Source organism: Pseudomonas sp. rhizo66 (assembly GCF_031931925.1).
Classification (GTDB): Bacteria; Pseudomonadota; Gammaproteobacteria; order Pseudomonadales; family Pseudomonadaceae; genus Aquipseudomonas.
In genome coordinates, this window is sequence record NZ_JAUJWZ010000020.1 from 82,858 (window position 1) to 96,332 (window position 13,475).

General features: G+C 59.3%; 15 protein-coding genes and 1 pseudogene. 10 read left to right on the forward strand and 6 right to left on the reverse strand.

The genetic code is table 11. The features are described 5' to 3' along the window. Positions 1 to 66: 66 nt before the first annotated feature. From QZR14_RS22565 to aroC, 4 genes and pseudogenes are all read right to left on the reverse strand, one after another. A pseudogene (locus tag QZR14_RS22565) lies at positions 67 to 185 on the reverse strand (acireductone synthase); the annotation flags it as partial. A 12-nt stretch (positions 186 to 197) separates the two neighbouring features. Beyond that, on the reverse strand, positions 198 to 743 hold the full coding sequence (locus QZR14_RS22570) for a 1,2-dihydroxy-3-keto-5-methylthiopentene dioxygenase (protein WP_311997791.1): 546 nt from the start codon (positions 741 to 743) through the stop codon (positions 198 to 200). A gap of 175 nt (positions 744 to 918) precedes the next feature. Continuing rightward, positions 919 to 2,064 (reverse strand): MFS transporter, encoded by a 1,146-nt coding sequence (locus QZR14_RS22575; protein ID WP_250603908.1) that lies wholly within the window; start codon positions 2,062 to 2,064, stop codon positions 919 to 921. 34 nt (positions 2,065 to 2,098) lie between these two features. Next, complete coding sequence (gene aroC, locus QZR14_RS22580) at positions 2,099 to 3,190, reverse strand: chorismate synthase (RefSeq protein WP_064118641.1); 1,092 nt, start codon at positions 3,188 to 3,190, stop codon at positions 2,099 to 2,101. 130 nt (positions 3,191 to 3,320) lie between these two features. Between aroC and QZR14_RS22585 the strand changes: the two genes are divergently transcribed. Then, positions 3,321 to 4,274 carry an alpha/beta hydrolase gene (locus QZR14_RS22585; protein WP_311997792.1) on the forward strand — a complete coding sequence of 318 codons (954 nt, stop codon included), beginning with the start codon at positions 3,321 to 3,323 and terminating at the stop codon, positions 4,272 to 4,274. 99 nt (positions 4,275 to 4,373) lie between these two features. After that, positions 4,374 to 5,165: a hypothetical protein gene (locus tag QZR14_RS22590; RefSeq protein WP_250603906.1), complete on the forward strand. Its 792-nt coding sequence runs from the start codon at positions 4,374 to 4,376 to the stop codon at positions 5,163 to 5,165. 91 nt (positions 5,166 to 5,256) lie between these two features. Here QZR14_RS22590 and prmB read toward each other — a convergent pair whose 3' ends face one another. Then, the gene (prmB, locus tag QZR14_RS22595; protein WP_103303798.1) at positions 5,257 to 6,165 is read right to left on the reverse strand and encodes a 50S ribosomal protein L3 N(5)-glutamine methyltransferase; all 909 of its coding nucleotides are present in this window, start codon (positions 6,163 to 6,165) and stop codon (positions 5,257 to 5,259) included. A 239-nt stretch (positions 6,166 to 6,404) separates the two neighbouring features. On the opposite strand from prmB, the gene QZR14_RS22600 reads away from it, so the two are divergent. The 5 genes from QZR14_RS22600 to QZR14_RS22620 all read left to right on the forward strand — a co-directional run bounded on the left by QZR14_RS22600 (position 6,405) and on the right by QZR14_RS22620 (position 9,176). Next, entirely contained in the window at positions 6,405 to 6,995 is a 591-nt protein-coding gene (locus QZR14_RS22600; protein WP_007914026.1) for a cysteine hydrolase family protein, read from the forward strand. A 130-nt stretch (positions 6,996 to 7,125) separates the two neighbouring features. Further along, positions 7,126 to 7,446, forward strand: coding sequence for a hypothetical protein (locus tag QZR14_RS22605; protein ID WP_007914024.1), 321 nt, complete (start codon positions 7,126 to 7,128; stop codon positions 7,444 to 7,446). A 74-nt stretch (positions 7,447 to 7,520) separates the two neighbouring features. After that, entirely contained in the window at positions 7,521 to 8,078 is a 558-nt protein-coding gene (locus QZR14_RS22610; protein ID WP_250603902.1) for a Smr/MutS family protein, read from the forward strand. 78 nt (positions 8,079 to 8,156) lie between these two features. Further along, the gene (gene folE / locus QZR14_RS22615; RefSeq protein ID WP_003442011.1) at positions 8,157 to 8,702 is read left to right on the forward strand and encodes a GTP cyclohydrolase I FolE; all 546 of its coding nucleotides are present in this window, start codon (positions 8,157 to 8,159) and stop codon (positions 8,700 to 8,702) included. Between the two features lie 102 nt (positions 8,703 to 8,804). Beyond that, positions 8,805 to 9,176, forward strand: a complete 372-nt coding sequence (locus QZR14_RS22620; RefSeq protein WP_250603900.1) for a glutathione S-transferase N-terminal domain-containing protein — start codon at positions 8,805 to 8,807, stop codon at positions 9,174 to 9,176. 164 nt (positions 9,177 to 9,340) lie between these two features. Here QZR14_RS22620 and QZR14_RS22625 read toward each other — a convergent pair whose 3' ends face one another. After that, on the reverse strand, positions 9,341 to 10,507 hold the full coding sequence (locus tag QZR14_RS22625; RefSeq protein ID WP_311997793.1) for an aminotransferase-like domain-containing protein: 1,167 nt from the start codon (positions 10,505 to 10,507) through the stop codon (positions 9,341 to 9,343). An 82-nt stretch (positions 10,508 to 10,589) separates the two neighbouring features. Here QZR14_RS22625 and QZR14_RS22630 point away from each other — a divergent pair, with 82 nt between their 5' ends. From QZR14_RS22630 to QZR14_RS22640, 3 genes are all read left to right on the forward strand, one after another. After that, the gene (locus tag QZR14_RS22630; protein ID WP_150794457.1) at positions 10,590 to 11,036 is read left to right on the forward strand and encodes a MarR family winged helix-turn-helix transcriptional regulator; all 447 of its coding nucleotides are present in this window, start codon (positions 10,590 to 10,592) and stop codon (positions 11,034 to 11,036) included. Positions 11,037 to 11,308: 272 nt separating this feature from the next. Then, on the forward strand, positions 11,309 to 12,658 hold the full coding sequence (locus QZR14_RS22635) for an NCS2 family permease (RefSeq protein WP_311997794.1): 1,350 nt from the start codon (positions 11,309 to 11,311) through the stop codon (positions 12,656 to 12,658). 89 nt (positions 12,659 to 12,747) lie between these two features. After that, positions 12,748 to 13,377 carry a LysE family translocator gene (locus QZR14_RS22640; protein WP_038366975.1) on the forward strand — a complete coding sequence of 210 codons (630 nt, stop codon included), beginning with the start codon at positions 12,748 to 12,750 and terminating at the stop codon, positions 13,375 to 13,377. The last annotated feature ends 98 nt before the right edge of the window (positions 13,378 to 13,475 follow it).

Sequence of the window (13,475 nt, forward strand, 5' to 3'; positions counted from 1 at the left end):
ACACTAAATCGGTGTGATCAAAAGGCTTCCGGTTCCATGCCGGTGAAGGTGTCGACGGTCATGTGGCTTCAAGGCCTTGAGTGACGTGGCTTTGCGATCTTCCTCAATCCAGCTCCAGAGAATTTCAACAACCCGATCAAATCGGCTTGCGGCGCATTGCTGTCACGACGCACGGCCTCGATTTGATCGACACCGGCTCAGTCCTCCAGCCGCGGGAAACGGCCGGCGATGTCTTCGCCGGTGAAGTTGGCGACCCAGCCTTCCGGGTTGTTGAACAGACGAATCGCCACGAAGTGCGGATGCTCGCCCATGTCGAACCAGTGTTTGGTGCCGGCCGGCACCGAGATCAGATCGTTCTTTTCGCAGAGTACGGCGTAGACGTAATCGTCGATGTGCAGAGTAAACAAGCCACGGCCGGCGACGAAAAAGCGTACTTCGTCTTCGCCATGGCAATGTTCTTCAAGGAACCTGGCGCGCAGCTCGGCTTTTTGCGGGTGATCGCTGTTCAGGCTGATCACGTCGACAGTGATGTAACCGCGCTCGGTCATCAGTGTGTCGATCTGCTCTTTATACGCGCTGATCACTTCTTCCTGGGTGGCACCCGGCTGGATCTTCGCAGTCGCTTGCCAGCGGTCGAAACGCACGCCCTGCTCGGCCAGAGTCGAGGCGATGTCTTCGAAGTGGGTCAGGACCTTGTTGGGAATCTCGGGACTTGAGACGTGATAGACGGACAGGCTGCTCATTGGGGAAATTCCTCGGTATCGGCCTTGCCTTCCGGCTCTTGCAGACCGGTCGGGCACAGCATTTCATCAGGCAAAGGTGCTGCTTCTGGTGAAGTCAGCCTTGGCGGTTCATGGCGCTGCGGGTTTTCAACTCGCATTCAAACAGAAATTCAAAGGCCTCGATCAGCAGCGAGGCTCATGGCCTGTCCTCTTGCATACGTGTGGCAATGATAACGGCAGCAGCGAGCGCCGCGAGGCTGGCAATACTAAAGGTCAATGTCGCGCCAAGGGCATTCCAGCTGTAACCGGCATACAACGCGCCGAGCGCACCGCCAGTGCCGGCCAGCGCGGCGTAAAGCGCCTGGCCCTGCCCTTGCTGACGCGCGCCGAAGCTACGTTGCACGAACGCGATGGCAGCGGCGTGAAAACTGCCGAAGGTCGCCGCGTGCAAGACCTGCGCGAACAACAGCACCCACAGGAATTCGGCGAACGAACCTAGCAGGACCCAGCGCAGCGCCGCCAGGAGAAAACTCGCCATCAGCACCCGACGCAACGAAAACCGCGCGAGAATCCGGCTCATCGCCATGAACATCAACACTTCGGCAACGACACCCACGGCCCAGAGCATGCCGATCACGCCACGGCTGTAACCGAGCCGTTCAAGGTGCAGGGTCAGAAAGGTGTAATAAGGCCCATGGCTCAGCTGCATCAGCGCGACGCAGCCATAAAACGCCAGCACGCCGGGATTGCGCAGTTGTTTGAGGAAGCCCTCCCCGCCTGGCCGATTGCCTTGCGGCGGTTGCGCGTTTGGCACCCACAGACTGCTGAGGACGATGCCGGCCATGATCAGCACCAGCGCCGCCGGATAGATGTCGAGGCTCAGCCATTCGAACAGCCGCCCCAGTGCAACCACGGTGATGATGAAGCCGATCGAGCCCCACAAGCGGATCTGGCTGTAACGTGAGGTCTGGCCTTGTAAATGCGCCAGGGTGATGACTTCGAACTGCGGCAGCACTGCATGCCAGAAGAACGCGTGCAGCGCCATGACCATCGCCAGCCAGGCGTAGGTCTTGCTGACGAAGATCAACGAAAAAGTCAGCAGCGTGCACACCGCGCCGAAACGCACGATGGCCAGGCGTTTGCCGGTGTAATCACCGAGCCAGCCCCAGATGTTTGGCGCCACGCAGCGCATCAGCATCGGGATCGCGACCAGTTCACCAATCCGCGCCGGACTGAAGCCGAGGTGGTCGAAGTACAGCGCCAGAAACGGCGCTGTCGAACCGAGCAAGGCGAAATAGAACAGATAGAAACTGGACAGCCGCCAGTAAGGGAGCGCCGCCACGCCGGTTATGCCGCGACGGCTTTGCGATCAACCATCAAAGCTGACCCAGCACCGGCGTGCTCACGCGCACATCGGCGTTCTGGCCACGGTGACGCAGCAGGTGGTCCATCAGCACGATCGCCATCATCGCTTCGGCAATCGGCGTGGCGCGGATACCGACACACGGATCGTGACGGCCCTTGGTGATCACATCGACCGGGTTGCCGTGGATGTCGATCGAACGGCCCGGGGTGGTGATGCTCGACGTTGGTTTCAAGGCCAGATGGGCAACGATCGGCTGACCGGACGAGATGCCACCGAGGATGCCGCCCGCGTTGTTGCTGAGGAAACCTTGCGGGGTCATTTCATCGCGGTGCTCGGTGCCGCGCTGGGCAACCGAGGCGAAACCGGCGCCGATTTCCACGCCTTTGACCGCGTTGATGCTCATCAGCGCATGGGCCAGTTCGGCGTCGAGACGGTCGAAAATCGGCTCGCCCAGACCCGGCATGACGCCCTCGGCGACCACGGTGATCTTCGCCCCGACCGAGTCCTGATCGCGACGCAACTGATCCATATAGGCTTCCAGCTCCGGCACCTTGTCCGGGTCCGGGCTGAAAAAGGCGTTCTCTTCCACCGAATCCCAGGTCTTGAACGGAATTTCGATCGGGCCGAGCTGGCTCATGTAGCCACGAATGACGATGCCTTGGGTTGCCAGGTATTTCTTGGCAATCGCACCCGCCGCCACCCGCATCGCGGTTTCGCGCGCCGAGCTGCGGCCGCCGCCACGGTAGTCGCGCTCACCGTATTTGTGGTGGTAGGTGTAGTCGGCGTGGGCCGGGCGGAACAGATCCTTGATCGCCGAGTAGTCCTTGGACTTCTGGTCGGTGTTGCGGATCAACAGGCCGATCGAGCAGCCAGTGGTACGGCCTTCAAACACGCCGGAGAGGATTTCGACTTCGTCGGCTTCCTGACGCTGGGTGGTGTGGCGGCTGGTGCCGGGCTTGCGGCGATCAAGGTCGCGCTGCAGGTCTTCGAGGGAGATCTCCAGGCCCGGCGGGCAGCCGTCGACAATGGCGACCAACGCCGGACCATGGCTCTCGCCAGCGGTGGTGACAGTGAACAACTTGCCGTAGGTATTGCCGGACATGCAGGACGCTCCGTGAAATCAAACCCAAATTCGTGATGCGCGCCAGTATACGCAGGCTAACCGAGTAGTTCATCCTCGAACCTTAGTGGTGCTGGCGAGTCCAACCGGCACCTTGGCGAATGATGGCGTGATGATGCTGCGAGTTTTGATCTTGAGTCTTACCCTGTTTACGGGCTTTGCCCAAGCGACGGTCCTACAACGCCCGGTAACTCTGGATACCGGCACTGGCGAGCTTTTCGGCTCGCTGCTGCTGCCAAAGTCCGACAGTCCGGTGCCGGTTGTCCTGATCATTTCTGGTTCCGGCCCTACGGATCGCGACGGAAACAACCCTGACGGCGGGCGCAACGACAGCTTGAAACGGCTGGCGTGGGTGCTGGCCAAACACAACATCGCCAGCGTGCGTTACGACAAACGCGGTGTTGCGGCGAGCCTCGCGGCGACGCCGGATGAGCGCAATTTGTCGGTCGAGGCCTATGCGGCGGACGCGGTGGCATGGGGGCAAAAGCTCAAGGCCGACCCGCGTTTCGGCAAGCTGATCCTGCTCGGCCACAGTGAAGGCGCGTTGATTGCCAGCCTCGCTGCACCGAAAGTCGATGCCGCAGCGGTGATTTCCCTGTCCGGCAGCGCCCGACCGGTCGATCAAGTGATCCGCGAGCAACTGGCCCGCAGCCTGCCACCACCGCTGATGTTGCGCAGTAATGAACTGCTCGACAGCCTCAAGGCCGGCCACACTGATGAAAATGTGCCGCAACCGTTGCAGGTGATTTTCCGCCCGAGCGTGCAGCCGTATCTGATTTCGCTGTTCCGTCAGGATCCAGCGAAAGCCTTTGCGCAATTGAAGATGCCGGCACTGATCGTTCAGGGCAGCAACGACATCCAGGTCGGTACCGAAGACGCGAAGATGCTCAAGGTTGCCAAACCGGACGCCGAACTTGTAGTGATCGACGGCATGAACCACGTCATGCGAATCGTCCACAACGATATGAAGCGGCAATTGGCTTCGTACAAGGATCCAAATTTGCCGCTGGCCGCAGAACTTGGCGCGAAGATCATCGAGTTTATTGACGGACTTCGCTCCAGTTAAGCGCGTTTTACCCTCCAGTCCTGCAAAAAACGGCCGATAAGCCTTTGTCGCCAGCGCAACGACTGGCGACAAGCAGGGCTTGGACAGGATCTCGCCGTTATGACTGATACCCAGACTTCACCCGACACCACCGCTGAAAAAGACGCACCGCCAGCGGTCGAGCTGCCGTGGGCGGATGTCCACGTCGAGCACCACAAGATGCTCCGCCTGGCCCCGCTGCAGACCGATCGCAACACTGGCGGCCGCCCTTTGCGCTTCGTTGAATTCGGCTATGCCGAGCGCAACAGCAAAGAAAAAAGCCTGCTGCGTATGGCGATCAAACTGCCCGGCCAGCGGGTGCGCAAAGAACAGAATCATCTGGATGTCTGGGCCGATCACGCCAGCAAGCGTGTGCACTTCGGCCCCGACAGCGGCTTGCAGATCGAACCCATGAACCGTGGCATCGGCCGATACATGGCCGCGCAAGGCATCAACTGGGCGAAAAAACGCTGGCCGACCTACACCGTCGACGGCATGGACTTGAACAACAAGGACGCGCTGAACGAAGACACGCGCCTGCGTCGCGATCATTTCCTGCGGGTGCATGGTTTTGATGTGGCGTACGCCGATGCCCAGCATTTGAAAGGCAGCGTCAAGGATGTGCTGGTAGGCGATTTGCTCGGCGACTGGAACAGCGAGAAGCTGCAGATCGTCGAGATTCTTGAAGCGGCGCAGATGCTTCAGCAGGCCGAACAGAATCTGGCCGAGCAGGAAGTGAAGCTGAAGAAGCAGGAAGAGAAGGTCAGCAAGTTCAAGCGTGAAGACGCCGGATTGCGTTTCACCATTACCTGTCTGGTGGCGTTTGCAGTGTTTCAGGCGGGGCTTCTGATCTGGATTGCTACGCACCGGTAGATCAAAAGATCGCAGCCTTCGGCAGCTCCTACATGGGATTGGTGTACACCCTATAGGAGCTGCCGAAGGCTGCGATCTTTGCTTTTAGGCTTTAGACGCGGGAAGCGAACAGCGCCTGATGGTTGCGGCACTGCTCGGCCGTCAGCATGAACACACCATGCCCGCCGCGCTCGAATTCCAGCCAGGCGAAATCGACTTCCGGGTACAACGCGTCAACGTGTACCTGACTGTTGCCCACCTCGACAATCAACAACCCCTTCTCGGTCAGATGATCGGCCGCTTCAGCGAGCATGCGTCGCACCAGGTTCAAACCATCGTCGCCACAGGCCAGGCCCAGCTCCGGTTCATGCTGATATTCGTCCGGCATGTCAGCGAAATCTTCCGCATCCACATAAGGCGGGTTCGACACGATCAGGTCGAAACGCTGGCCCGGCAGGCCATCAAAACCATCGCCCTGCACGGTGTAGACGCGCTCATCGACGCCATGCCGCTCGATGTTCTGGTTGGCCACTTCCAGCGCTTCGAACGACAGATCGGCCAGCACCACTTCGGCGTTCTGGAACTCGTAAGCACAGGCGATACCGATGCAACCGGAACCGGTGCACAGGTCGAGAATTCGAGCAGGTTCGTTGCCGATCCACGGAGCAAAGCGGTTTTCGATCAGCTCGCCAATCGGCGAACGCGGGATCAACACACGCTCATCGACGATGAACGACATGCCGCAGAACCACGCCTCACCCAACAGGTAAGCGGTCGGAATGCGCTCTTCGATACGGCGCTTGAGCAAACGCTGCAAATTGACCAGCTCGTCGTCTTCCAGCGCGCAATCGAGGTAGCTGTCGGCGATTTCCCATGGCAGGTGCAATGCACCGAGCACGAGTTGACGGGCTTCGTCCCAGGCATTGTCGGTGCCATGGCCGAAAAACAGATCCTCCCCATGGAAGCGGCTGACGGCCCAACGAATGTGGTCGCGCAGGGTACGAAGTCGGGAAGTGATCACGGGGCAGAACTCCAGAAAAAACGACTGGCGATTCTAGCAGCCAAAACGCGCGACGACGACGCAGGAAAAACATCGCGGCAACGGTAGGAGTTTTCTGTTTTTTGCATCAGCTATTGAACAGAACGTGTAACTTGACAAGGCTGCAGGCCAATAACGACGGTGCTTACGATGGTAGCGATTCACAGAACCGCTCAGCCAGAGGACAATGTCGCAAAAGCCCCACCCCAAGGAGCCCCAGAATGTCCGTTCCAAAAACGATGTTTCAACTCAGCGGTCGCGGTTACGCAGCGGCCACACTGAGCCATGCCACCGTGGTCATCATCGATGCCCAGAAAGAATATCTCAGTGGCCCGCTGGCCCTGAGCGGCATGGACGCGGCCGTCGCGAACATCAAGCAAGTGGTTGCCGCAGCCCGTGCAGCCGGTCGGCCGATCGTGCACGTGCGTCACCTCGGCACCGTCGGCGGCCTGTTCGACCCGCAGGGCGAACGCGGCGAATTCATCCCCGGCCTCGAGCCACAGGGCGATGAAACCATTATCGGCAAACTGCTGCCGAGCGCGTTCCACGGCACCGAGTTGTTGGACCGTTTGCAAAACCTCGGCTCGCTGGACCTGATCGTCTGCGGTTTCATGAGCCACTCCAGCGTCAGCACCACCGTACGTGCGGCAAAGAATCTGGGCTTCCGTTGCACCCTGGTCGAAGACGCCTGCGCCACCCGCGACCTGCCGTTCAAGGGCCGCGTGCTCAGCGCCGCCGTAGTGCAGGAAGCCGAAATGGCGATCATGGCGGACAACTTCGCCACCCTCGCGCTGACTCAAGACCTGATCTGATCTGCCCTGATGAGCGGCTCACGGCGCCGCTCATCTGCAAAATCCTCTCATTTGCCGCAAATGCCATAGCCTCAGGAACAACCCGGTCAACTCCCGGTCGAAGGGCCGATACCCATTGAGGAAGGTCGGAATGAAGTTATCCGATGGATTTGACGCACGCCGCTTGCGGCCCAAAGGCCAAAGCAACTGGCGTTTTCGCTTCGGCGCGGCGATCGCCGCCATTCTGGCGACGTTCGGCGTGCTGCTGGCGATGGCCGGGGCCGCCAGCCTGCTCGGGCGCCCGCCGGCGCTCGGTGATTTGAATGCCACGCCGATGGGGTCGGCGATCATTCTGGCGGTCGGCTTGCTGTTTCTGTATTTCGGTGTCGCCCTGTGGCGTCGCTGCCGCCGGCGCGCCCGGCAATCGCGGGAGCTGAACATGTCCCCGCACCTGATGAAAAAACACGACTGAATCACCGGCCTGGCTTTTTGCCGGGCCGTTTTGTTTCGACTTGGGTAAACTGGCCGCCCTTCGCGGAGGCTGACATGCAAGACGACGATTTTTCCCTGTTCAAAAGTGCGATCCAAGGCGTCAAGCCGATCAAGCACGACCGCGCCGACACCGGCAAACCCAAGGCTGACCGCGCACAGATCGCCAAGCTGCGCCAGTCCGCCACCGTGCGCACCGACACCGCTACCGTGGATGGTCTGTCTGATCAGTTCGTAATCGACGTCGGCCCGGAAGACGAGTTGATGTGGTCACGCGACGGCGTGCAGGAAAGTCAGATGCGCAAGCTCAAGGTCGGCCAGATTCCGTTCGAAGGCAGCCTCGACCTGCATGGCATGAGCGTGGAAAAGGCCCGGGAAACGCTCTGGGCATTTCTCGCCGAAGCGACCAGATTCGAAATCCGCTGCGTGCGCGTCACCCACGGCAAGGCTGTACGCCTGGACGGCAAGCGGCCAATGATCAAAAGCCACGTCAACACCTGGTTGCGCCAGCACGCCCAAGTGCTGGGCTTCTGCTCGTGCCAAGCAAAACACGGCGGCGCCGGCGCGGTTTACGTGATGCTCAAACGCACCATGATGGAAGGCCGCGACGAATAATCGCGTTACACCGAACTTGCAGGGTTGTGTCCGCCACCGTACCCTTGCCCTTTGCGAAAATCCCCCACAGGTAGTTTCATGTCCCTGGAACAGAATTACACCGCGATTCTCGGCCAATTGGGCGAGGACGTGTCCCGCGAGGGCCTGCTCGACACGCCGAAGCGTGCCGCCAAAGCCATGCAGTACCTCTGCCGCGGTTATGAACAGACGCTTGAAGAGGTCACCAACGGTGCCCTGTTCAGCTCCGACAACAGCGAAATGGTGCTGGTCAAGGACATCGAGTTGTACTCGTTGTGCGAACACCATCTGCTGCCGTTCATCGGCAAGGCGCATGTTGCGTACATCCCGAGCGGCAAAGTGCTGGGCCTGTCGAAGGTCGCACGGATCGTCGACATGTACGCCCGCCGTCTGCAGATCCAGGAAAACCTCAGCCGTCAAATCGCCGATGCGGTGATGCAAGTCACCGGCGCGCTGGGCGTAGCCGTGGTGATCGAGGCCAAGCACATGTGCATGATGATGCGCGGTGTCGAGAAGCAGAATTCGTCGATGATCACTTCGGTGATGCTCGGTGAGTTCCGTGAAAACGCAGCGACCCGCAGCGAATTCCTCAGCCTCATCAAGTAATTTGCGCTGTGAAGAAAACCGGCATTCATCGCCGGTTTTTTTCGCCCGAGAAAAATCGGGTAAGCTGCGCGCCTTTCTCAATTGCACCGTGAGGCTTTAAACGTGTTCGTCAAAGCGCTTCGTGTCGGCCTCGGCCAACTGGTTATCTTCATCGACTTCATCACTCGACCGGGCAAGAAACAGCGCCCTGCCGAAACTCAGGCGCAGGTCAATGCCGCCGCGAAAGGCCTGACCCTGTATCAGTTCCATGCGTGCCCGTTCTGCGTGAAAACCCGCCGCACGCTACGCCGTTTGAATGTGCCGGTAGCGCTCAAGGATGCGAAGAACAACGAGCAGGATCGTCAGACACTGCTGGATCAGGGCGGCCGGATCAAGGTACCTTGCCTGCGCATTGAAGAGAATGGTCAGACGACGTGGATGTATGAGTCCAAGGTTATTATTGATTATCTGGATAAGCGCTTCGCGACGGTCTGATGATTATGTGGTGATGCTGATGGCCTCATCGCTGGCAAGCCAGCTCCCACAGGTTTTGTGAACGCCACGGATCACTGTGGGAGCTGGCTTGCCAGTGATGAGGCCCTCTCAGCCACGGCAAATCCCAGTCAAAAATAAACCGGCCTGTGAGCCGGTTTATTTTTTCAGGCCGCTTTCTCTAGCTGCGCCTGGCGCACCACCGCCGCCAATCGCTTCAATCCTTCATCCAGTCGCGCCGGATCGATGTGGCTGAAGTTCAAGCGCAAATGCCCAAGGTTGTTATCCGGTTCCGGAAAGAACGGCTCCCCCGGCATGAACGCCACATCATTGGCCAACGCTTCATTGAGCAACGTTCGCGTGTCCAGCGGCTGCTTCAACGTCAGCCAGAAAAACAGCCCGCCCTGTGGCATGTTCCAGTCGGCCAGATCAGAAAAGTGTGTTTCCAGCGCCGCCTGAAAGGCATCGCGCCGCTGTCGATAGAAGGCGCGCAACTCGCTCAGATGCTGCTGATACTTGTCGCTGCCGATCCACTGCAACGCCTGCCACTGACCGATGCGGTTGGTGTGCAGATCTGCCGATTGCTTGAGCTTTAGCAAATGCGGGAACAGGTCCGGACTGGCGATCAAGTAGCCGACGCGTAAACCGGGCAGCAAGGTTTTCGACACGGTGCCGGTGTAGATCCAGCTCGCCCTCTGCAGACGCCCGGCAATCGGTTTCGCGCTATCGCCATCGAATGTCAGTTCGCGGTAGGGTTCATCTTCGGTCAGGGTGACACCGAATTCATCGAGCAATGCCGCTACGGCTGCACGCTTGGCTTCGCTGTAGCGCACGGCGGACGGATTCTGGAACGTCGGGATCAGGTAGATGAATGCTGGCCGGTGCTGTTCAAGACGACTGCGCAATTGCGCCAGGTTCGGGCCGTCGGCCTCTTGCGGCACAGTCAGGCAATCGGCGCCGAACAGCTGGAAAATTTGCAGTGCGGCGAGATAGGTCGGCGCTTCAAGCAAAATTTCCGTGCCCTTGTCGATGTACAGCTTGGCCGCCAGATCGAGGGTTTGCTGCGAGCCGCTGACCACCAGCACCTGACTCGCCGTGCACGCCAGGCCAAGCGCCCTCGCCTCCGCTGCCAACGCTTCGCGCAATGCCGGCTCACCTTCGCTCATGCCGTATTGGCCAAGCGACAGTGGCATGTCGGCCCACTCGACCTTCGGCAGCATGGCTTCGGCCGGCAAGCCGCCCGCGAACGACATGACCTCCGGACGTTGGGCGGCGGCAAGGATTTCACGGATCAAAGAACTTTTAAGGCGCGCGACACGTTCGGAAAAAGCCATGGAAGTCACCGGTAGCAAGGCATGGGAAAAATGAGTCAAACTGGTTGACTGAAATTACGACAGCTTGAGCGAGTACGTCAATATGCTTGACCTTAAAAACCCCGCTAGCCAACAACAGGCGATGGAAGCGTTTTTCTTCGGCTACCAGGCGTTTACCGCCAAGGCTGATGAAATGCTCGAGCGCCGTGGGCTGTCGCGGGTGCATCAGCGCATTGTGTTTTTCATCGCCCGATACCCGAACTTGAGCGTGAAGGAATTGCTGGGATTGCTTGGCGTGAGCAAGCAGGCCTTAAACATGCCGTTGCGGCAGTTACAGGAAATGCATCTGGTCGACAGCGTCGCGTCGGAGGCCGACAAGCGAAAGCGTCTGCTGGAGCTGACGGCCGAAGGCGCGAAGTTTGAACAGGCGCTGCGGCGTGAACAGGTGAAGTTACTGGAGCGGGTGTTTGCCGAGGCTGGCGAGGCGGCGGTGAATGGCTGGTTGGCGGTGAATTTGGCTCTGGGGAATACCCAGACAGTTATTGATTGATTGTTCGGGCCTCATCGCTGGCAAGCCAGCTCCCACAGGTTTTGTGGACACCAGAGATCGGGGCCATCAAGGGCGATATATCCCTATCGACGGAACTTTCGTAAACAAAATCAAAAACAATATTTGCTTTATTTGTACACAAAAGCATAATCCACAGCGTGCGAGTTCCTGACCTTATGGTCAACAAATTCGCGTATACCTCAAAGGGTCGCTGCCACCCCTCATGGGTCCGGCCCTGGAAATAACAATAAAACTCTTGAGGAGTACTCGCTGTGGAAAGCCGCAAATCCGAAGCATCGACGCTAGACCTCTCGCCACCATTACGCAGTGGCCTGCTGGAACGTCTGTTTAAACTCAGCTTGCACGGCACCACGGTGAAGACCGAGCTGATTGCCGGTCTGACAACCTTCATCACCATGGCTTACATCATCTTCGTCAACCCGAACATCATGGCCGATGCCGGGATTGACCATGGTGCAGCCTTCGTCGCCACCTGTATCGCCGCCGCACTCGGCTGCCTGTTGATGGGCCTGTACGCCAACTGGCCGGTGGGCCTGGCACCGGGCATGGGCCTCAACGCCTTCTTCACCTACACCGTGGTCGGCACCATGGGCTACAACTGGGAAACGGCGCTGGGTGCGGTGTTCGTCTCCGGTGTGCTGTTCATGATCCTGACCTTCTCGCGGATTCGTGAATGGCTGCTCAACAGTATTCCGGTCAGTCTGCGCTTTGCGATGGGTGCGGGTGTGGGTCTGTTCCTCGGCCTGATCGGCCTGAAAACCGCGGGCATCGTCGTCGACAGTCCAGCGACCCTGATCAAACTCGGCTCCCTGCGCGAACCTGGCCCGCTGCTCGCGGCCATCTGCTTTCTGATGATCGCGATCCTCAGCTATCACCGCGTGTTCGGCGCAATCCTCATCAGCATCATCACCGTGACCCTGGCCGGTTGGGGGCTGGACATCGTGCACTACGAAGGGATCATGTCGACTCCACCGAGTCTGGCCCCGACCTTCATGGCCATGAACGTCGCCGGCGTGTTTAACGTCAGCATGATCAGCGTGGTCCTCGCCTTCCTCTTTGTACACATGTTCGACACCGCCGGCACCCTGATGGGCGTCGCCCAGCGCGCCAATCTGGTCAACGCTGACGGCCGCATCGAAAACCTCTCCCGCGCGATGAAAGCCGACAGTGCCTCCAGCGTCTTCGGCGCTGTGGTCGGCGTTCCTCCCGTAACAAGCTATGTAGAAAGTGCCGCTGGCGTAGCCGCTGGCGGTCGGACTGGTCTTACCGCAGTCACCGTAGGTGTGCTATTTATAGCGGCAATGTTTTTCGCACCGCTGGCCGGCATGATTCCCGCTTACGCCACCGCCGGTGCACTGATCTACGTTGCGATGCTGATGATGGGCGGCATGGCCCACATCGAATGGGACGAAGCCACTGACGCCATCCCGGCGATCGTGACTGCGATCATGATGCCACTGACCTTCTCGGTCGCCGACGGCATCGCGCTGGGCTTCATCACCTACGTGGCGTTGAAGGCCGGTACCGGCAAGTACAGGGAAATTTCCGTGAGCCTGTGGGTGCTCTGCGCGATCTTCATCGCCAAGTTCATCTTCTTGTAAGCGTCACGCGGTTCTGGCTTCAACACGGCCTCACCCGATCGGGTGGGGCTTTTGCGCATTCTTGAGTACAACAAAAAAGGAGGAAAGTGATGAGTCTGGAAACCTGGCTGCTGTTCAGCGGCGCTGCATTGGTGGTGATCCTGATTCCGGGGCCACTGTCGTTGTTGATGATCAGCAACAGTCTGAACTATGGGTTGCGCCGTTCTTATCCGGCATTTCTCGGTGGTGTATTCGCCTCGATCTGCCTGCTCAGTGCTTCGGCGCTGGGGCTGGGCGCCTTGTTGCTGGCATCGGAGCAACTGTTCAGTGCCCTGAAAATCGTCGGCGGGTTGTACCTGTTCTACCTGGCCTGGCAGAGCTGGCAGCAATCGCGTCAGCCATCGGTGGGCGCCGTCGTGCCACAAGCGGCCGCCGTTCCACGGTTTCGCGCGTTGTTCGGACGCGCCTTTGTACTGGGCGCCAGCAACCCGAAAGACATCCTGTTTTTTGCCGCTTTCCTGCCGCAATTCCTCAGCGCCGAACAGCCTTTCCTACCGCAATTGCTGGTGATGATCGCCACTTGGACCTTGTTGGATCTGCTGTGCAAACTGGCCTACGGACTCGGCGCCCACGGCGCAGCGCGTTATTTACGCAGCGGCAAAGGACAGAGCTGGTTCAACCGCATCAGTGCCGGTTTGTTCGGTGGCGCGGGCGCGGCATCGTTGCTCAGCAGCCACTAAAACACCTGAATCACCGAGTCAGCTTTTATTGTCTATCTGTCGCCATCCTGACTTGAGAAACTCAAGTCGAGGATGGCATTCCCGGCAACCTTGCGTGT